This is a genomic window from Pseudomonas sp. 05N434, assembly GCF_056396965.1.
On the sequence record NZ_JBFTMK010000043.1, the window covers coordinates 1 to 17,157 of the forward strand.

Sequence of the window (17,157 nt, forward strand, 5' to 3'; positions counted from 1 at the left end):
CTTCCAGTACCAGGACACCTACTTCGTGGTCGCGCACTTCCATTACGTGCTGGTGCCGGGGGCGATCTTCGGGATCTTCGCCTCGGCTTACTTCTGGCTGCCGAAATGGACCGGCCACATGTACGACGAAACCCTCGGCAAGCTGCACTTCTGGCTGTCTTTCATCGGCATGAACATGGCGTTCTTCCCGATGCACTTCGTGGGCCTGGCGGGCATGCCGCGGCGGATTCCGGACTACAACCTGCAATTCGCCGACTTCAACATGGTGTCGTCGATCGGCGCGTTCATGTTTGGTGCCACGCAGATCTTCTTCCTGTTCATCGTGATCAAGACCATTCGCGGCGGCGAGCCGGCACCGGCCAAGCCGTGGGATGGTGCCGAAGGCCTGGAATGGAGCATTCCATCGCCCGCGCCGTATCACACCTTCACCACACCGCCGGAAGTGAAATGAAACGCCTCGGTCCTGTAGGAGCCGGCTTGCTGGCGATGAACGCAGCGCGGTGTGTCAGACACTCCGCCTTCGCTGGCAAGCCAGCTCCTACAGGATATGGCGTAGAGGCTGGAAATAATGGCTGACTCGATCTCGATGAAGAAGCTGGTCACCCGCCTGTTGCTGGTGGTGGCGGCGATGTTTGTCTTCGGCTTTGCCCTGGTGCCGATCTACGACGTGATGTGCAAGGCATTCGGCATCAATGGCAAAACCGCCGGGCAGTATGAAGGCGAGCAAACGGTCGACGCCTCGCGGCAGGTTCGCGTGCAGTTTCTGTCGACCAACGCTGCTGACATGCCCTGGGATTTCTATCCCAAGACGGATGAGCTGACCGCGCACCCCGGGGCGGTGAACGAGATGATTTTTATCGCCCACAACCCCACCGACCGGCCGATGAGCGCCCAGGCGGTGCCGAGTATCGCGCCGAGTGCAGCCGCGGCGTACTTCCACAAGACCGAATGTTTCTGCTTTACCCAGCAAGTGCTGCAGCCCGGTCAACGCATCGAGATGCCAGTACGGTTCATCGTTGACCGCGACATGCCCAAGGATGTGAAGCACCTGACGCTGTCCTACACGCTGTTCGATATCACCGCACGTCATCCGCCCGTGGCTGTTGCAGCAAGCACAGGTGGCTAGGCGTTAAAGCGTGCCCGATAAGGAGAACAATAAATGGCAACTCATGAACATTATTACGTTCCAGCCCAGAGCAAATGGCCGATCATCGCCACGATCGGCATGCTGGTCACGGTGTTCGGCCTGGGCACCTGGTTCAACGACCTGAAGGCTGCGCGGCCGGAATCCCATGGCCCGCTGATCTTTTTCGTCGGCGGACTGCTGCTGGCCTACATGCTGTTCGGCTGGTTCGGGACGGTGGTCAAGGAGAGTCGCGCGGGGTTGTACAGCCCGCAACTCGACCGCTCGTTCCGCTGGGGCATGAGCTGGTTCATTTTCTCGGAGGTGATGTTCTTCCTGGCCTTTTTCGGTGCGCTGTTTTATGTGCGCAACATCGCGGGCCCGGCACTGGGTGGTGAAGGCACCAAAGGCATCGCCCACATGCTGTGGCCGACGTTCGAGTTCACCTGGCCGCTGCTGAACAACCCGGACTCGAAACTCTTTCCTCCCCCCAAGGAAGTCATCAGCCCCTGGGGTCTGCCGCTGCTCAACACCGTACTGCTGGTGAGTTCCAGCGTCACCGTGACCATCGCTCACCACGCCTTGAAGAAAGGCCATCGCGGGGCGCTGAAAATCTGGCTGGCGCTGACCGTGTTGCTCGGTTGCGGCTTCCTGGGCTTTCAAGCCAAAGAATACCTGCACGCCTACCACGAGCTGGGCTTGACCCTCGGTTCCGGCATCTACGGCGCAACGTTCTTCATGCTCACCGGTTTCCACGGTGCCCACGTGACCATCGGCACCATCATTCTGTTCGTGATGCTGATGCGCATCATGCGCGGGCACTTCAATGCAGACCACCATTTCGGCTTCGAGGCGGCGACCTGGTATTGGCACTTTGTGGATGTGGTGTGGATCGGGTTGTTCGTTTTCGTCTACGTACTTTGAGCCTGGCACTCATGACTACCAAGGCACGTGAGACACCAACTGGCCGCTGAAAAAACCCCAGGCGATCAAGCCGACAGTGATGGCGGCCAGCGCAACACGAATACTCAAGGCGATGACCAGGCGATTCGAGCTGCTGTCGTCCTTGACCAGAAAAAACAGGCCGCTGAACAGGCTGACAACCGTGGCAATCAGCATCAGGACGATGGCTGCTTTGAGCATGGTGACACTCCGGGGGACAGGCGATGCATGTGAGTATAGCTATCGCGATGACCGACTTTCTGGCGACGCCATGAAGCGCTTCCGGCTGGGCCTCGTGCCGACTCTGGTGGTCGCGGTGCTGCTGCCCTTGCTGGTGTCACTCGGCTTCTGGCAGTTGAGCCGGGGCGCGGAGAAAAGCGCGCTGCTGCAAAATTACGCTGAGCGCCGGGCGGCCGAACCGATGGCCAGCACCGAACTGCAACACACCGAAGATCCGGCCTTTCGCCGGGTTCGCCTGCACGGCCAGTTCGATGCCGAACACAGCCTGCTGCTGGATAACCGGCAGCGTGACGGCAAGGTCGGGGTCGAGCTGTTGCAACCATTTCAGGATCAGGCCACCGGGCTCTGGTTGCTGGTCAATCGCGGCTGGCTGCCGTGGCCGGATCGGCGYACCCCGCCGTCATTCACCACACCGACTCAGGTGTTGAGCCTCGACGCCTGGGTCTACGTCTCCCCCGGCGCAACGTTCCAGTTGCACGCCGACCCCAACACCACGACCTGGCCACAACTGATCACCGCCGTTGAACCGGCCAGGTTGTGGACGGCGCTTGAACGTGACGGTTTCGCCTACGAATTACGCGCGCAAAGTGGCCCTGCGACCTACCGCGCCGATTGGCCGGTGGTGGCCATGGGGCCGGAAAAGCACCTGGCTTACGCCGTGCAGTGGTTCGCCCTGGCGATCGCGCTGTTCGGCCTTTATCTCTATCTCGGCTGGCACAACGCAAAGGAGAACAATAATGGGAGTGGCCATGAATCCACCCGGCATGTCTGAGGCGAAAACACCGGTGAATCGGCGGCGCGGACGCTTGCAGTTGCTGCTGATCCTATTGGGGGTGATCGGTCCGATGATCCTCGCCACCGGCATGTACAAATTGCAGTTCTGGGTACCCGAAGGCCGCAGTTATCACGGTGAGCTGATCGGCAACGGCCAGACTCGCGCCGACATTGGCGTACAAGCGCAAGAAGAACGCTGGCAGTTGCTGGTGACGGCGCCCAAGGACTGCTCGGTGGACTGCCAACAGCTGGTTTATCTGGCGCGGCAGATCCAGATCGGCCTCGGTCGCGATGCTGCCCGTGCCAGCCATGCGCTGGCCATCGCGCAGCCGCTGAACAGCGATTACGAGACTAAACTTCAACGCGAGTACCCACAGTTACAACGCTATTCATTGGACCTGCCGTCCTACATCAAAGGCGCACAGAGCAATGACACGCCGCACCTGTGGATCATCGACCCTCACGGCAATCTGGTGCTGCGTTACGACCCGACGGTGAAGGGCAAGGATCTGCTCAACGACCTGCGCCACCTGCTGAAACTGTCGAACATCGGATAAGGGCATCGTCATGGCCAAACCTGGATTTCGCCTCGCGCTGTTTGCCACCTTGCTGGCACTGATTGTGGTGTTGCTCGGCGCTTACACACGCCTGACCCACGCCGGCCTCGGCTGCCCGGACTGGCCCGGCTGCTACGGTTTTATCAGCGTGCCGCAAAGCGAAGCCCAATTGGCTCATGCCGAACTGCATTTTCCAGACACTCCGGTGGAAGCCCACAAGGGCTGGAACGAAATGGTCCATCGCTACTTCGCCGGCACGCTGGGGCTGCTGATCGCGGTGCTGGCGGGCCGCGCCTGGGTCCATCGTCATCATCCGGGGCAGCCGGTGAAGTTACCGCTGTTCCTGCTGGCGTTGGTCATTGGCCAAGCGGCTTTCGGCATGTGGACGGTGACGCTCAAGCTTTGGCCGCAAGTGGTCACCGGACATTTACTCGGTGGTTTTGCGACCTTGAGCCTGTTGTTTCTGCTGACCTTGCGCCTGTCCGGCGTATTGCCGGCGCTGACCGTGCCTCGACGTTTGCAATACTGGGCAACCGCCGGCTTGCTGTTGGTGATCCTGCAAATTGCTCTCGGTGGCTGGGTCAGCTCCAACTATGCGGCGGTAGCCTGCATCGACTTTCCAACCTGCCACGGCCAATGGCTGCCGCCGGCTGATTTCGCCAACGGTTTTCACCTGACCCAGCACATCGGCCCGAATTATCTGGGCGGGCAGCTGGACAGCGATGCCCGCACCGCGATTCACCTGACTCACCGCATCGGCGCATTACTGGTCACCTTTGTTCTGCTCGGTCTGGCCTGGCAACTGAAGGTCGTCGGCATGACGCGCCTGGCCGTCATGGTGCTGATCGCCCTTGCCGCACAAATCACCCTGGGCATCAGCAACGTGGTGTTCCACTTGCCGCTGCCGGTGGCCGTCGCCCACAACGCCGGCGGTGCGGCGCTGTTGCTGACGATGGTGCTGGTCAATTATCACGCGCGAACCAGCCTGGTTCGGGTCAAGCATCAGCCCCCTCGGCGCTGGCGTCTACGCCTGCGTAAGCACTCGGCCGGGCCCATAACAATAAAAGGAGAGATGCCATGGCGACTCTGATCGGCGAACGTCACAGTCAGGCCATCTGGCGAGACTACTTGGAACTGACCAAGCCGAAAGTGGTGGTGCTGATGCTCATCACCTCGCTGGTCGGCATGTTCCTCGCGACCCGCGCCGGGGTGCCATGGACGGTGCTGGTGTTCGGCAATCTGGGGATCGCCCTGTGTGCCGGCGGTGCCGCGGCGGTCAATCATGTGGTGGACCGGCGCATCGACGCGGTCATGGCCCGGACCCACAAACGGCCCCTGGCCGAAGGCCGGGTATCTCCAGCCGCCGCGCTGACCTTCGCCCTGATACTGGCGATGCTCGGCCAGGCCTTGCTACTGACTTTCACCAACCCGTTGACGGCGTGGCTGACCCTCGCCTCCTTGCTCGGTTATGCCGTGGTCTACACCGGTTTCCTGAAACGCGCGACGCCGCAGAACATCGTCATCGGCGGCCTCGCCGGAGCTGCCCCGCCACTGCTCGGCTGGACCGCCGCCACCGGTCATGTCGGCGCCGAACCATTGTTGCTGGTGCTGATCATCTTCGCCTGGACCCCACCGCACTTCTGGGCGCTGGCGATTCACCGCAAGGAAGAATACGCCAAGGCTGACATTCCGATGCTGCCGGTGACCCATGGCGAGCACTACACCAAAGTCCACATCCTGCTCTATACCTTTGCGTTGCTGGCCGTCAGCCTGATGCCCTACGTGATCCACATGAGCGGCGTGCTCTACCTAATGTGTGCCCTCTTACTGGGCGCAAGGTTTCTGCAATGGGCCGTGGTGCTGTACCGTGGCACTCGACCGCACGCGGCGATCAACACGTTCAAGTACTCTATCTACTACTTGTTCCTGCTGTTTATCGCGCTGCTCGTAGACCACTACTTACTGCTGATCCTATGACCCGAACCCAGAAAACCGTCTTCATCCTCGTTGCCCTGATCGCGCTGATCCTGGGCCTGACCGTCAATAAAGTACTGACCGGGAAAAACCAGGGAGACCCGACGGCGCTGATCGATGCAGGGATCATTCTGCTGCCCCAAAGCCGTAATCTGCCGGACGTGAAGATGACCGATCAGGACGGCAAGCCAGTGGCGGTCAACGAACTGAAAGGCAAGTGGAGTTTGCTGTTCTTCGGCTACACCTTCTGCCCGGACATCTGCCCGACCACCCTCGCCCAGCTGCGGCAGATCAAGAGTGAACTGCCGGCGGATGCGGTGAACAAGTTGCAGGTCATCCTGGTCAGCGTCGACCCTAACCGCGATACGCCCAAGCAACTCAAGCAGTACCTGGGCTACTTCGATCCGCAATTCATCGGGCTGACCGCAGCCTCGGTCGAAGACCTTCAGAAAATGGCCAACGCGGTGAGCATTCCGTTCATTCCGGCGGACACCAGCAAGCCGAACTACACCGTCGACCACAGCGGCAACCTGGCGGTGATCGGACCGGACGGGACTCAACGCGGGTTCATTCGTGCACCGCTGAATAACCAGAAACTGGTGGCGCAGTTGCCGGTGATGCTCAACCGTCAATAAGCACCACACTCTTTGTAGGAGCCAGGCTTGCCGGCGAAGGCGATCTCACGGGCGCCTTCGCCGGCAAGCCTGGCTCCTACAGAACGGGGCAAACAGACAAAAAAAGGGGCGCATTCAATTCAATGCGCCCCTTTTTCGTTTACGTCAGCCGATCAGAACGCCGGCAATACCGCGCCTTTGTACTTCTCGAGAATGAAGGCTTTCACTTCCGGGCTGTGCAGGGCAGCAACCAGTTTCTGCATTGCCGCGCTGTCCTTGTCGTCCGGACGGGCAACGAGGATGTTCACGTACGGCGAGTCGCTGCCTTCGATGACCAGCGCGTCCTTGGACGGATCGAGCTTGGCTTCCAGCGCGTAGTTGGTGTTGATCAGCGCCAGGTCGACCTGAGTCAGCACGCGGGGGATGGTCGCGGCTTCCAGTTCACGGAATTTCAGATCCTTGGTGTTCTCGGTGATGTCCTTCACGGTCGACAGGATATTTTTCGAATCCTTCAACTTGATCAGGCCARCCTTCTCCAGCAGCAACAGCGCACGGCCGCCGTTGGTGGCGTCGTTCGGGATCACCACGTTGGCGCCGCCCGGCAGCTCTTCCAGTTTCTTGTACTTGCTGGAGTAAGCGCCCAGCGGCTCCAGGTGCACACCGGCAACGCTGACGAGGTTGGTGCCCTTGGCCTTGTTGAACTCATCCAGGTACGGTTGGTGCTGGAAGAAGTTGGCGTCCAGACGCTTCTCGGCCACCTGTACGTTCGGCTGGATGTAGTCGGTGAAGACTTTGACTTTCAGGTCCACGCCTTCTTTGGCCAGGGCTGGTTTAACGAACTCGAGGATTTCCGCGTGGGGCACCGGGGTGGCCGCAACGGTCAAGGTGTCGGCAGCGTGGGCGGAAAAGGCTGCAATGGCAGCGAATGCGACGAGTAGTTTTTTCATTCAGCTAACTCCTTGTGAGGCGCCAGTCTTCGGCGCCTGCCAGCGAATGGCCGGCTCATGTCTTAAGTGACGAAAACTGTTTATTTGCGGGAGAAATGAACCACCAGCTTGTCGCCGACGGTTTGCAGCACTTGAACCAGCACCAGCAGCAAGACCACGGTGACCACCATCACGTCGGTCTGGAAACGCTGGTAACCGAAACGGATCGCCAGGTCGYCCAAGCCGCCAGCGCCGACCACACCGGCCATTGCTGTGTAGGACACCAGTGTAATCGCTGTCACCGTAATCGCTGCGAAGATGCCCGGGCGGGCTTCCGGCAGCAAGGCGTTGGTGATGATCTGACGGGTCGTCGCGCCCATGGCCTGGGTCGCTTCGATGATGCCGCGATCCACTTCACGCAGGGCGGTTTCCACCAGTCGCGCGAAGAACGGCGTGGCGCCCACCACCAGCGGTGGGATCGCACCGGCGACACCGAGGGAGGTGCCGGTAATCAATACGGTGAACGGAATCATCACGATCAGCAGAATGATGAACGGCAGCGAACGCAGAATGTTCACCACCAGCGATAGCATCGCGTAGACGCCTTTGGCTTCCAGCAACTGGCGCGGGCTGCACAAGAACAACAGCACGCCCAACGGCAACCCCAGCAGCACGGTGAACAACAGCGAACCGCCAAGCATCAGCAGGGTGTCGCCGGTGGCCAGCCAGATTTCGTACCAGTCGATATTGGAAAAGAAACTCATCAGGACTTCCATCAGCGCAGCACCTCCATATGGACATCAGCTGCGGTGAAGTGAGCAAACGCCGCTTCCATGTCGCCACCGGTGACGGCCAGGGTCAATTGGCCGTAGGGAACCTCTTTGATGCGATCGATACGACCGGCCAGGATGCTGTAGTCCACGCCCGTTTCCCGGGCGACGGTACCCAGCAATGGTGCGTAGGTCGCTTCGCCCTGGAAGGTCAGACGCACGATGCGGCCCGGCACATGAGCGAAGTCGTCGCGCTGTTCGTTCTCGTCGATCTGCTCGTCTTCCTGGACGAAGCGCTTGGTGGTCGGGTGCTTGGGGTGCAGGAACACTTCGGCCACCGAACCTTGCTCGACGATCACACCGGCATCCATCACCGCCACCTGATCGCAGACTCGACGAATCACATCCATCTCGTGGGTGATCAGGACGATGGTCAGCTTCAGCTCGCGATTGATCTCGGCCAGCAATTGCAAAACCGACGCCGTGGTCTGCGGGTCGAGGGCACTGGTGGCTTCGTCGCACAGCAAAATTTTCGGCTTGGTTGCCAGGGCGCGGGCGATGCCGACACGCTGCTTCTGACCACCGGACAGTTGCGCCGGGTATTTTTTCGCATGGTCGGCCAGGCCAACCCGCGCCAGCAATTGCGCCACACGCTGGTCGATTTCGCTACGCGACAGCTCACCGGCGAGGGTCAGCGGCAGCGCGACGTTGTCGGCCACGGTCTTGGACGCCAGCAAGTTGAAGTGCTGGAAAATCATCCCGACCTGCTGACGGAAACGTCGCAGGCCATTGGCATCCAGCGCCGTGACTTCTTCACCATCGACGATGATCTTGCCGCCACTGGAGTTTTCCAGGCGATTGATCAGGCGCAGCAGGGTACTTTTTCCCGCACCGGAATGGCCGATCAGGCCAAAGACCTGACCGTTCTCAATCGTCAGACTGGTCGGATGCAGGGCGGGAATATCCTTACCGGCGACGCGGTAAGTTTTGTGGACGTTTTGAAACTCGATCACGTAGCGAACCTTGTGGGGCGCGTTAGAAAAGGATCAGCGGTTAGCCGGGCGCGCATTTTAGCCTGTCCGTATAGAGGTTCTTAGCATTTATTTCGCTTTCAACCAGCGATTTGGCAATAACGCGATCAAAGGTCAGAAAAAAGGAACGGCGCCAGCGCCTCATCAGTCACTCATTAAGCAACTCGAAAAAGCCCGGGCAATGCCAATGAGCCCTGACCACGACGGGAATCGCAACGAGGAGTCTACGTCTGATGAGTACTAAAAAGCCTGCCGCCACCAGCGCACTGGCCGGGACCGATACCCTGGACCGCAGCAACACCAATCCCAAGCTCGACAGCCTGGAACAATTTCGCTCCGATGCCACCGAGCAGGCCCTGCGCACCAACCAGGGCGTGAAGGTCGCGGACAATCAGAACACGTTGAAGGCCGGCGCCCGTGGGCCGTCATTGCTGGAAGACTTCATCATGCGTGAAAAGATCACGCATTTTGACCATGAACGTATTCCTGAGCGCATCGTTCATGCCCGCGGCACTGGCGCCCACGGTTACTTCCAGGCCTACGAGCCCCATTCCGTACTGACCAAGGCCGCATTCCTACAAGATCCACATCAAAAAACTCCGGTTTTTGTGCGCTTCTCCACGGTGCAAGGCCCGCGCGGGTCGGGCGATACCGTGCGCGACGTACGCGGTTTCGCGGTGAAGTTTTTCACCGACGAAGGCAACTTCGACCTCGTGGGTAACAACATGCCGGTGTTCTTCATTCAGGATGCGATCAAGTTTCCTGACTTCGTGCACGCGGTAAAACCCGAGCCCCACAATGAAATTCCTACCGGCGGTTCGGCCCACGACACCTTTTGGGACTTTGTTTCTCTGGTGCCGGAGTCCGCGCACATGGTGATCTGGACCATGTCCGACCGGGCGATCCCCAAAAGCCTGCGCAGCATGCAAGGCTTCGGCGTGCACACGTTCCGCATGATCAACGCCGAGGGCAAATCGCGGTTCGTCAAATTCCATTGGCGCCCCGTCGCCGGCACCTGTTCGCTGGTGTGGGATGAAGCGCAGAAGCTCGCCGGGAAAGACGCCGACTTCCATCGCCGTGATCTCTGGGAGTCCATCGAGACGGGGGACTATCCAGAGTGGGAATTGGGCGTACAGGTCATCGAGGAGGAAAGCGAACATGCCTTCGACTTCGACATCCTTGATCCGACCAAGCTCATCCCCGAGGAAATCGTACCGATCACTCCCCTGGGCAAGATGGTGCTCAACCGCAACCCGGACAACTTCTTCGCCGAGACTGAACAGGTTGCCTTCTGCCCAGGGCATATCGTGCCCGGAATCGATTTTTCGAATGATCCGCTGCTACAAGGCCGGCTGTTTTCCTACACCGATACGCAGATCAGCCGACTTGGCGGACCGAACTTTCACGAGATCCCGATCAACCGCCCACTGGCACCGTTCCATAACGGTCAACGGGATGCGCAGCACCGCACCACCATCGACAAGGGGCGTGCTTCCTACGAGCCGAACTCCATCGACAGTGGCTGGCCGAAGGAGACCCTGCCCGCAGCGCAGGACGGCGGCTTCGAGAGTTACCCGGAGCGCGTCGACGCCGCCAAGATCCGCCAGCGCAGCGAGTCGTTCAGCGACCACTTCTCCCAGGCTCGGCTGTTTTTCCACAGCATGAGCAAGCACGAACAGGAGCACATCATTGCCGCCTACAGCTTTGAGCTGGGCAAGGTCGAACGCGAGTTTATTCGTGTGCGTCAGGTCAATGAGATCCTGGCCAATATCGATCTGGAACTGGCCAAACGCGTGACGCAGAACCTGGGCTTGCCGGTTCCGAAGGCTGGAACGGTCAAGGTGCGTAACACCTCACTGGATCACTCCCCTGCCCTGAGCCAGGCTAACTTGTTGCCCGAAGACATTAAAACCCGAAAAGTCGCGATCCTGGCGGCCAACGGTGTCGATGGCGCGGCGATTGACGCCATGAAGAAAGCGCTGAAGGCCGAAGGCGCTCACGCCAAACTGCTCGGCCCGACCTCGGCCCCCGTGACCACCGCCAATGGCAAAGCACTGCCGGTGGATGCGTCGATGGAAGGTTTGCCGTCCGTGGCCTTCGACGCGGTGTTCGTGCCGGGTGGCGCGGCGTCGATCAAGGCACTAAGCAGTGATGGTGTGGCGCTGCATTACCTGTTGGAGGCATACAAACACCTGAAGGCGATCGCCTTGCATGGCGAAGCGAAGCAGTTGCTGGAGGTATTGAAACTGGAAGCGGACGCGGGGTTGATCGTGGGTACGGATACCAAGTTGTTCAAGGCGTTTTTTGCCGCGATCGGTCAGCATAGAGTATGGGACAGGGAGCCTAAGGCCAAGGCGATTCCGGCTTAGGGATTTCTATCGACAGGAAGGGCGCCTTCGCGGGCAAGCCTCGCTCCTACGGTTTTGGGTCGTACACATAATGTGTGATCAATCCGGGCCTGTAGGACCTAGGCTTGCCCGCGATGCTTTTAGGGCTTGCGAGGGCTCAAAACCATCTGCGCCGGAATATTGCGCAGAATCTGTTTCTCCAGCTTCAGATCAAACCCCGAATCCAGCTTCTTCACCCGTTTGGTCAGCAACGTGGCCAACCATGGGTAGTCCTGAGTACGGGGAACCTGAATGCTCACGTCGCACTGATAATTCACCACATCGGCGGCGATAGCATCCAGTTGACGACGAAGTTTGCTCATATCGTTGAGGTTCAATGCCACCGTCGTGCTTTCAGCCGTCGGGTCGATCACTTTGGCCTGCGGTCTGGCTTCGGCAGCCTTGAGGGCCGCTTCGGCTTTATCCAGTTCAGCCTTGCGTGCATGAACAATTGCATTGTTAACGCCACCGGTCAGCGCCGGGGCCTTGGGCATCAATACCCGGGCACGGCTGAGGGCAGTGGCCGCGGCATTCACATCACCTTTTTGCAACACGATCTGGCTGCGCAGCAAATAGGCTTCGGCCAATTGCCGCTGGTATTGCTCAAGGGATTGATCGTTGGGCGACTCGGCCTGCAAGGCCGCCAATTGATCCTCGGCGGTGGCCAGCTCGCTGCTGGCCAGGCTTTGTTCCAGCTGTGCAATAGCCGTGGCCCGTGCATCGGGGGCCTCGGTGGCCGCCGGCGGCGTGCTTTGGCAAGCACCCAGTAGCAGCGAAAATGCGACAAGGAGCAGATAACGGGAGGCGAACGGCTTCATTCCTGCGACTCTCTATTTGCGCAAAAAACGAGCAAGTCTACACCCCTCGACGGGGCAGGACAAAACTCAGCAGAAACAACGCGGCGGCCGCCACCACAATCGACGGGCCAGCCGGGGTGTCCTTGAACCAGGACAACGCCAGCCCGCCACACACCGCGAGCATGCCCAGCAGGCTCGCGCCCAGTGCCATCTGCTCCGGCGAGCGGGCGTGACGTTGTGCCGCAGCCGCCGGAATAATCAGTAACGAAGTAATCAGCAACACGCCGACGATTTTCATCGCCACCGCGATCACCACGGCGATCAGCAACATCAGGACCAGACGCAACGCCGCCACCGGCAAACCTTCCACCCTGGCCAGTTCTTCATGCACGGTGATCGCCAGCAAGGGTCGCCACAGCGTGACAAGCAATACCAGCACCGCCGCGCTGCCGCCGAGGATCCAGGCCAGATCGGTCGGGCTGATCGCCAGCAGGTCGCCGAACAGATAGGCCATCAGGTCGATCCGCACTTCATGCATGAAGCTTAGTACCACCAGGCCCAGGGAGAGCGTGCTCGGTGCGAGAATTCCCAACAGCGTGTCAGACGCCAATGGCTGCCGCTGTTGCAGCGTCACCAGCAACACTGCCAGCAACAGGCAGCCTACGGTGACAGCCACGGTCGGGCTGACATCCAGCAGGAAGCCCAGCGCCACACCCAGCAGCGCGGCGTGGGACAGGGTGTCGCCGAAATAAGCCATGCGCCGCCAGACCACAAACGAACCCAACGGGCCCGCAACCAGCGCCAGGGCCAGACCTGCAAGCAGGGCGAAGAGCAGAAAATCAGCCATGCTTGCAGCTATCTCCATGAATATGGGTATGGGCCGACGGGGTCGCAATGACCACCGAGCCATGCAGGTCGTGAGCGTGGTCGTGATGGTGGTGATAAATCGCCAGACTTTGTGCGTTCTTTCCGAACAGTTCGACGAACGCGGGATCGCCGCTGACCTGCTCGGGATGCCCGGAGCAGCAGACATGGCGATTCAGGCACACCACCTGGTCGGTGGTGCTCATCACCAGATGCAAATCGTGAGAGACCATCAATACGCCGCAGCCATGACGGTCGCGCAGACGTGTGATCAGGCTATAGAGCTCGGCTTGACCGGCCACGTCGACGCCTTGTACCGGCTCATCGAGCACCAGCAACTCCGGCTCGCGCAGCAATGCCCGGGCCAGCAGTACTCGCTGCATTTCGCCACCGGAAACACTTTGCACCGGGCTGTCGATCACCTGCTCGGCGCCGACTTCCTTGAGGGCGGCCAAGGCCCGAGCGCGGTCCACGCCAGGGACCAGACGCAAGAAACGCAGCACTGATAGCGGCAGGGTTGGATCGACATGGAGTTTTTGCGGCATGTAACCGACGCGCAACTTCGGCTTGCGCCAGACGCTGCCGCTGTCCGGCTTCAACAAACCGAGCACCGCGCGCACCAGCGTGGTTTTGCCGGCGCCATTAGGGCCGATCAGGGTAACGATCTGCCCCGGCTCGACGCTCAGTTCGATGTTATCCAGCACGTTTTGCCCGGCAAAAGTGACGGCCACCTGCTCAAGACGGATCAGCGCATTGCTCATTAAGCCCCCTGGCAACCCGAGCAGAGACCGATGACTTCAACGGTCTGGGCCTCGACGATAAATCCGACGTCCCTGGCGCTGCCGACGATCGCGTCGCTGATGGACTTCTGTTCAAGCTCGATGGCGGCGTGGCATTGGCGGCAAATCAGGAACTGGCCTTGGTGAGCGTGTTCCGGGTGATTGCAGCCGACGAAGGCGTTCAGCGAGGAGATGCGGTGTACCAGGCCGTTTTCCAGCAGAAAATCCAGCGCACGATACACGGTCGGCGGCGCAGCTCGGCGGCCGTCCTGCTCGCTGAGCACCGCCAGAATGTCGTAGGCACCCAGAGGTTTATGGCTTTGCCAGACCAGTTCCAGCACCCGCCGGCGCAAAGCGGTCAGGCGTAGCCCCTGACGTGCGCACAAGGCATCGGCCTCAGACAATGCGCTATGGACGCAATGAGAGTGGTCGTGGGGACGACTGGCAATCGGTGTTTTAGGCATGAGCGGCGACGAGTGTTGTGAGAGACGTTATTATGTTACCCGTTCTCGCCTCTTCGAGTGGTCATCGTGTCCCGACTTTTTTCTATCTTTGTCGCATTTGTCGCAAGTTTTCTGCTGATCGGTTCAGCCCAGGCCGAAGTCAAAGTACTTACCAGCATCAAGCCGCTGCAGCTGATTGCTGCTGCGGTGCAGGAAGGTGTGGCGATTCCGGAAGTGTTGCTGCCGCCCGGAGCATCACCGCATAACTATGCCTTGCGCCCATCCGACGTACGGAAGGTGCAGTCGGTGGACCTGGTTTACTGGATCGGTCCGGACATGGAGGGTTTTCTGCCTCGCGTACTGAAAGGTCGTACGCTGCCCAGCGTCGCAGTGCAGGATTTGCCTGGCCTGAAGCTGCGACGTTTCGCCGAAGACAGCCACTCCCACGCCGAAGAAGCCGATGAGCATGACCACGATCATCGCCCCGGCAGCCTGGATGCGCACTTGTGGTTGTCACCGATCAACGCCCGAGTGATCGCCARCAAAATGGCGGCCGATCTGAGTGCAGCCGATCCGGCTAACGCGGCGCGCTATCAGAGCAACCTCAAAGCCTTCGATGAACGCCTGGATGCCCTGGACCTACGCCTGAAGGCTCGCCTGGCAGGGATCGCGAACAAGCCTTACTTCGTGTTCCACGAAGCCTTCGACTACTTCGAAGACGCCTACGGCCTCAAGCACGCCGGTGTGTTCAGTGTCGCAGCCGAAGTACAGCCCGGTGCCCAGCACGTCGCGGCGATGCGCGCGCGGTTGCAGGAAGTCGGCAAAACTTGCGTGTTCAGCGAACCGCCGCTGCGCCCGCGCCTGGCAGAAACCCTGGTGGCCGGGCTACCGGTGAAACTGGCAGAGCTGGATGCGCTGGGCGGGTACACGCCAGCGACCGCCCAGGGGTATGAGCAGGTGCTGGAAAAATTGGGAAATGATTTGGCCGGGTGCCTGGAGTCGTTGTAAGCGGGAAGTTTGGTGGTGAATCGTTCGCGGGCAAGCCTCGCTCCTACAGGGATCGCGCACATCCTGTAGGACGTCCTGCCCGGCGAAAGACTCCGCCGCAATCAACCGCGACAACCAGAACCGCACGCACGCCACGCGCAGCATGGTCGGCCACAGCTCCGCTTCGGCAGCGGTGAACGGTCGCAGCGCGGCATAAGCGCCCAGCAACGCCCGCGCCCGAGCCCCGTCGAGCTGCCCTTGCTCGTCCGAACACCAGTCGTTCAAGGCAATTGCCACGTCATAGAGCATCGGCCCTGAACAAGCGTTGTAGAAGTCGATCAACCCGGTCAGGTGCGTGCCTTCGAACATCGCATTGTCGCGGAACAGATCCGCATGGATGTTGGCCCGCGGCAGCGCCAGAATTTTCGTCTTCTGCTGGGTGATCTCTTCCAGAGCCCGTTGCAGCAAATCGCTTTGTTCGGCGTTCAGGTGCGAGAGAAACTGCGTGCCCTCTTCCAGCATCCAGTCCAGGCCGCGATCGGTTTTGCGCTTGATCATGTTGGCCTGGGTCGCCAGGTGCAGGTGAGCCAGCAGCTCGCCGACCTGAGCGCAATGCTGGGCGTTGGCGTCCTTGATGTGCTTGCCCGCCAGACGTGGCTGCAACAGCGCAGGTTTACCGGCCAGCTCGCGCAATGCAACGCCGTCGGTGGTGCGCAGGGCATAAGGCACCGGCAGGTTGGCGTCGTGCAGCACGTCGAGCAGTTCGATGAAGAACGGCATCTCCTGCACCGGACCGCGCTCGACCAGGGTCAGGACAAACTCGCCCTGCTCCAGGCTGATAAAGAAATTGGTGTTTTCGCTACCGGCGGCGATCCCCTGGAAATCAAGCAGGCGGCCGAGCCCGTAAGGGGCGAGAAAGGTTTCCAGCTCGGGCCGAGCCAGGGGGGTGAACACAGACATGGTTAAAACTGCCAGTACGGGCGCCGCGGTTGAGCCAGCGCCGATTGAAATTAAGAAACTACTTCCACTCAAAGATTTTCCACGAGGGAATCAGCATATCCGGCTGATCCGAGCGGATATAGTTTGCATCTGTTCCGTCCGCACGTATCAGAAAGTACGGTTTTCCGACCTTCGGGGTGACCTTGATCGCGTACACGAAGCCGTTCTGGCGATACTCCTGAATGGTTTTATCGCCTTCCGTGCGGATCGTTACTTCCGGGTCCGCCGAGGGCTTGTCATCCGCCGCCATGACAGCCAATGGAGTGATTGCAAACAAGCCAGCCAGCAACAAGCGATTTAGTGTGCGCATGATAACCTTGTCCCTTTGTCGTCAACGGTCCCGCTATTCTAGCGCCGGACCCGCCGAAAAGGTTGATCCTGCTCATGAGCCAAGCCCCCCTCGTCCTGGTGGACGGTTCTTCTTACCTGTACCGCGCTTTTCATGCGCTGCCACCGCTGACCACGTCCAAAGGCCTGCCGACCGGAGCGGTCAAAGGTGTGTTGAACATGCTCAAGAGTCTGCGCAAGCAGTACCCGGACAGCCCGTTCGCCGTGGTGTTCGACGCCAAGGGCGGGACGTTCCGCGACGCGATGTTCGCCGAGTACAAGGCCAACCGCCCAAGCATGCCTGACGATATGCGGGTCCAGATCGAGCCGCTGCACGCCAGCGTCAAGGCCTTGGGCTTTCCATTGCTGTGCGTGGACAACGTCGAAGCGGACGATGTGATCGGCACCCTGGCCCGCAGCAGCGCGGCCGCCGACCGCCCGGTGGTGATTTCCACCGGCGACAAGGATATGGCACAACTGGTCGACGGGCACATTACCTTGGTCAATACGATGACCGGTAGCGCGCTGGACGTGGAAGGCGTGAAGGAGAAATTCGGCGTCGCTCCCGAGCAGATCATCGATTATCTGGCGTTGATGGGCGATTCGTCCGACAACATCCCGGG

The 17,157-nt window shown here is 60.2% G+C and carries 20 protein-coding genes and 1 pseudogene; 11 read left to right on the forward strand and 10 right to left on the reverse strand.

Features of this window, described 5'->3' with window-relative positions; all coding sequences use genetic code 11:
- The 3 genes from AC1DLB_RS05035 to AC1DLB_RS05045 all read left to right on the forward strand — a co-directional run.
- Nucleotides 1–451: cbb3-type cytochrome c oxidase subunit I (locus tag AC1DLB_RS05035; RefSeq protein ID WP_477784685.1), on the forward strand; the 451-nt coding region annotated here is incomplete at its 5' end.
- Nucleotides 452–568: 117 nt separating this feature from the next.
- Nucleotides 569–1,126: a cytochrome c oxidase assembly protein gene (locus AC1DLB_RS05040; RefSeq protein ID WP_018927259.1), complete on the forward strand. Its 558-nt coding sequence runs from the start codon at nucleotides 569–571 to the stop codon at nucleotides 1,124–1,126.
- A gap of 33 nt (nucleotides 1,127–1,159) precedes the next feature.
- The gene (locus tag AC1DLB_RS05045) at nucleotides 1,160–2,047 is read left to right on the forward strand and encodes a cytochrome c oxidase subunit 3 (RefSeq protein ID WP_018927260.1); all 888 of its coding nucleotides are present in this window, start codon (nucleotides 1,160–1,162) and stop codon (nucleotides 2,045–2,047) included.
- Nucleotides 2,048–2,062: 15 nt separating this feature from the next.
- Here the strand turns inward: AC1DLB_RS05045 and AC1DLB_RS05050 are convergent, their stop codons facing one another.
- Entirely contained in the window at nucleotides 2,063–2,266 is a 204-nt protein-coding gene (locus AC1DLB_RS05050; RefSeq protein ID WP_018927261.1) for a twin transmembrane helix small protein, read from the reverse strand.
- A 70-nt stretch (nucleotides 2,267–2,336) separates the two neighbouring features.
- Here AC1DLB_RS05050 and AC1DLB_RS05055 point away from each other — a divergent pair, with 70 nt between their 5' ends.
- From AC1DLB_RS05055 to AC1DLB_RS05075, 5 genes are read left to right on the forward strand one after another with little or no spacing between them, the layout of a single operon-like run.
- Nucleotides 2,337–3,077 (forward strand): SURF1 family protein, encoded by a 741-nt coding sequence (locus AC1DLB_RS05055; protein WP_111453136.1) that lies wholly within the window; start codon nucleotides 2,337–2,339, stop codon nucleotides 3,075–3,077.
- Entirely contained in the window at nucleotides 3,043–3,636 is a 594-nt protein-coding gene (locus AC1DLB_RS05060; RefSeq protein WP_026286508.1) for a hypothetical protein, read from the forward strand. Before AC1DLB_RS05055 ends, AC1DLB_RS05060 begins: the two co-directional genes overlap by 35 nt.
- Nucleotides 3,637–3,646: 10 nt before the next feature.
- Nucleotides 3,647–4,726, forward strand: coding sequence for a COX15/CtaA family protein (locus tag AC1DLB_RS05065; RefSeq protein ID WP_018927264.1), 1,080 nt, complete (start codon nucleotides 3,647–3,649; stop codon nucleotides 4,724–4,726).
- The gene (gene cyoE, locus AC1DLB_RS05070) at nucleotides 4,714–5,613 is read left to right on the forward strand and encodes a heme o synthase (protein ID WP_018927265.1); all 900 of its coding nucleotides are present in this window, start codon (nucleotides 4,714–4,716) and stop codon (nucleotides 5,611–5,613) included. The genes AC1DLB_RS05065 and cyoE overlap by 13 nt, the downstream gene beginning before the upstream one ends.
- Nucleotides 5,610–6,245: an SCO family protein gene (locus tag AC1DLB_RS05075; protein ID WP_018927266.1), complete on the forward strand. Its 636-nt coding sequence runs from the start codon at nucleotides 5,610–5,612 to the stop codon at nucleotides 6,243–6,245. Before cyoE ends, AC1DLB_RS05075 begins: the two co-directional genes overlap by 4 nt.
- Before the next feature lie 152 nt (nucleotides 6,246–6,397).
- Here the strand turns inward: AC1DLB_RS05075 and AC1DLB_RS05080 are convergent, their stop codons facing one another.
- From AC1DLB_RS05080 to AC1DLB_RS05090, 3 genes are all read right to left on the reverse strand, one after another.
- A complete protein-coding gene (locus AC1DLB_RS05080; RefSeq protein ID WP_477784686.1) occupies nucleotides 6,398–7,171 on the reverse strand; it encodes a MetQ/NlpA family ABC transporter substrate-binding protein in 774 nt (257 codons plus the stop codon).
- Between the two features lie 80 nt (nucleotides 7,172–7,251).
- Entirely contained in the window at nucleotides 7,252–7,926 is a 675-nt protein-coding gene (locus AC1DLB_RS05085) for a methionine ABC transporter permease (protein ID WP_477784687.1), read from the reverse strand.
- A complete protein-coding gene (locus AC1DLB_RS05090; RefSeq protein WP_007940716.1) occupies nucleotides 7,926–8,933 on the reverse strand; it encodes a methionine ABC transporter ATP-binding protein in 1,008 nt (335 codons plus the stop codon). Before AC1DLB_RS05090 ends, AC1DLB_RS05085 begins: the two co-directional genes overlap by 1 nt.
- Before the next feature lie 248 nt (nucleotides 8,934–9,181).
- On the opposite strand from AC1DLB_RS05090, the gene katE reads away from it, so the two are divergent.
- On the forward strand, nucleotides 9,182–11,320 hold the full coding sequence (katE, locus tag AC1DLB_RS05095; protein WP_477743661.1) for a catalase HPII: 2,139 nt from the start codon (nucleotides 9,182–9,184) through the stop codon (nucleotides 11,318–11,320).
- Between the two features lie 119 nt (nucleotides 11,321–11,439).
- On the opposite strand, the gene AC1DLB_RS05100 is transcribed toward katE, so the two are convergent.
- From AC1DLB_RS05100 to zur, 4 genes are read right to left on the reverse strand one after another with little or no spacing between them, the layout of a single operon-like run.
- Nucleotides 11,440–12,156, reverse strand: coding sequence for a PA5502 family lipoprotein (locus AC1DLB_RS05100; protein WP_064615672.1), 717 nt, complete (start codon nucleotides 12,154–12,156; stop codon nucleotides 11,440–11,442).
- Between the two features lie 37 nt (nucleotides 12,157–12,193).
- The gene (gene znuB, locus AC1DLB_RS05105) at nucleotides 12,194–12,982 is read right to left on the reverse strand and encodes a zinc ABC transporter permease subunit ZnuB (protein ID WP_019580298.1); all 789 of its coding nucleotides are present in this window, start codon (nucleotides 12,980–12,982) and stop codon (nucleotides 12,194–12,196) included.
- Entirely contained in the window at nucleotides 12,975–13,760 is a 786-nt protein-coding gene (gene znuC / locus AC1DLB_RS05110) for a zinc ABC transporter ATP-binding protein ZnuC (protein ID WP_138866580.1), read from the reverse strand. Before znuC ends, znuB begins: the two co-directional genes overlap by 8 nt.
- Nucleotides 13,760–14,242, reverse strand: a complete 483-nt coding sequence (gene zur, locus AC1DLB_RS05115; protein WP_026286509.1) for a zinc uptake transcriptional repressor Zur — start codon at nucleotides 14,240–14,242, stop codon at nucleotides 13,760–13,762. The genes znuC and zur overlap by 1 nt, the downstream gene beginning before the upstream one ends.
- Before the next feature lie 66 nt (nucleotides 14,243–14,308).
- Between zur and AC1DLB_RS05120 the strand changes: the two genes are divergently transcribed.
- Complete coding sequence (locus AC1DLB_RS05120; protein ID WP_477784688.1) at nucleotides 14,309–15,229, forward strand: zinc ABC transporter substrate-binding protein; 921 nt, start codon at nucleotides 14,309–14,311, stop codon at nucleotides 15,227–15,229.
- Between the two features lie 6 nt (nucleotides 15,230–15,235).
- Here the strand turns inward: AC1DLB_RS05120 and AC1DLB_RS05125 are convergent.
- A pseudogene (locus AC1DLB_RS05125) lies at nucleotides 15,236–16,168 on the reverse strand (homoserine kinase); the annotation flags it as partial.
- Nucleotides 16,169–16,226: 58 nt separating this feature from the next.
- Nucleotides 16,227–16,517 (reverse strand): DUF2782 domain-containing protein, encoded by a 291-nt coding sequence (locus AC1DLB_RS05130; protein WP_018927274.1) that lies wholly within the window; start codon nucleotides 16,515–16,517, stop codon nucleotides 16,227–16,229.
- A 74-nt stretch (nucleotides 16,518–16,591) separates the two neighbouring features.
- Between AC1DLB_RS05130 and AC1DLB_RS05135 the strand changes: the two genes are divergently transcribed.
- On the forward strand, nucleotides 16,592–17,157 hold a 566-nt coding region (locus AC1DLB_RS05135), incomplete at its 3' end, for a 5'-3' exonuclease (RefSeq protein WP_477784689.1).

Bases quoted from the DNA above. Each gene is read 5' to 3' on its own strand.
- AC1DLB_RS05040 (WP_018927259.1), top strand. From the start codon at position 569: ATGGCTGACTCGATCTCGATGAAGAAGCTGGTCACCCGCCTGTTGCTG.
- AC1DLB_RS05045 (WP_018927260.1), top strand. From the start codon at position 1,160: ATGGCAACTCATGAACATTATTACGTTCCAGCCCAGAGCAAATGGCCG.
- AC1DLB_RS05050 (WP_018927261.1), bottom strand. From the start codon at position 2,266: ATGCTCAAAGCAGCCATCGTCCTGATGCTGATTGCCACGGTTGTCAGC.
- AC1DLB_RS05060 (WP_026286508.1), top strand. From the start codon at position 3,043: ATGGGAGTGGCCATGAATCCACCCGGCATGTCTGAGGCGAAAACACCG.
- AC1DLB_RS05065 (WP_018927264.1), top strand. From the start codon at position 3,647: ATGGCCAAACCTGGATTTCGCCTCGCGCTGTTTGCCACCTTGCTGGCA.
- cyoE (WP_018927265.1), top strand. From the start codon at position 4,714: ATGGCGACTCTGATCGGCGAACGTCACAGTCAGGCCATCTGGCGAGAC.
- AC1DLB_RS05075 (WP_018927266.1), top strand. From the start codon at position 5,610: ATGACCCGAACCCAGAAAACCGTCTTCATCCTCGTTGCCCTGATCGCG.
- AC1DLB_RS05100 (WP_064615672.1), bottom strand. From the start codon at position 12,156: ATGAAGCCGTTCGCCTCCCGTTATCTGCTCCTTGTCGCATTTTCGCTG.
- znuB (WP_019580298.1), bottom strand. From the start codon at position 12,982: ATGGCTGATTTTCTGCTCTTCGCCCTGCTTGCAGGTCTGGCCCTGGCG.
- znuC (WP_138866580.1), bottom strand. From the start codon at position 13,760: ATGAGCAATGCGCTGATCCGTCTTGAGCAGGTGGCCGTCACTTTTGCC.
- zur (WP_026286509.1), bottom strand. From the start codon at position 14,242: ATGCCTAAAACACCGATTGCCAGTCGTCCCCACGACCACTCTCATTGC.
- AC1DLB_RS05130 (WP_018927274.1), bottom strand. From the start codon at position 16,517: ATGCGCACACTAAATCGCTTGTTGCTGGCTGGCTTGTTTGCAATCACT.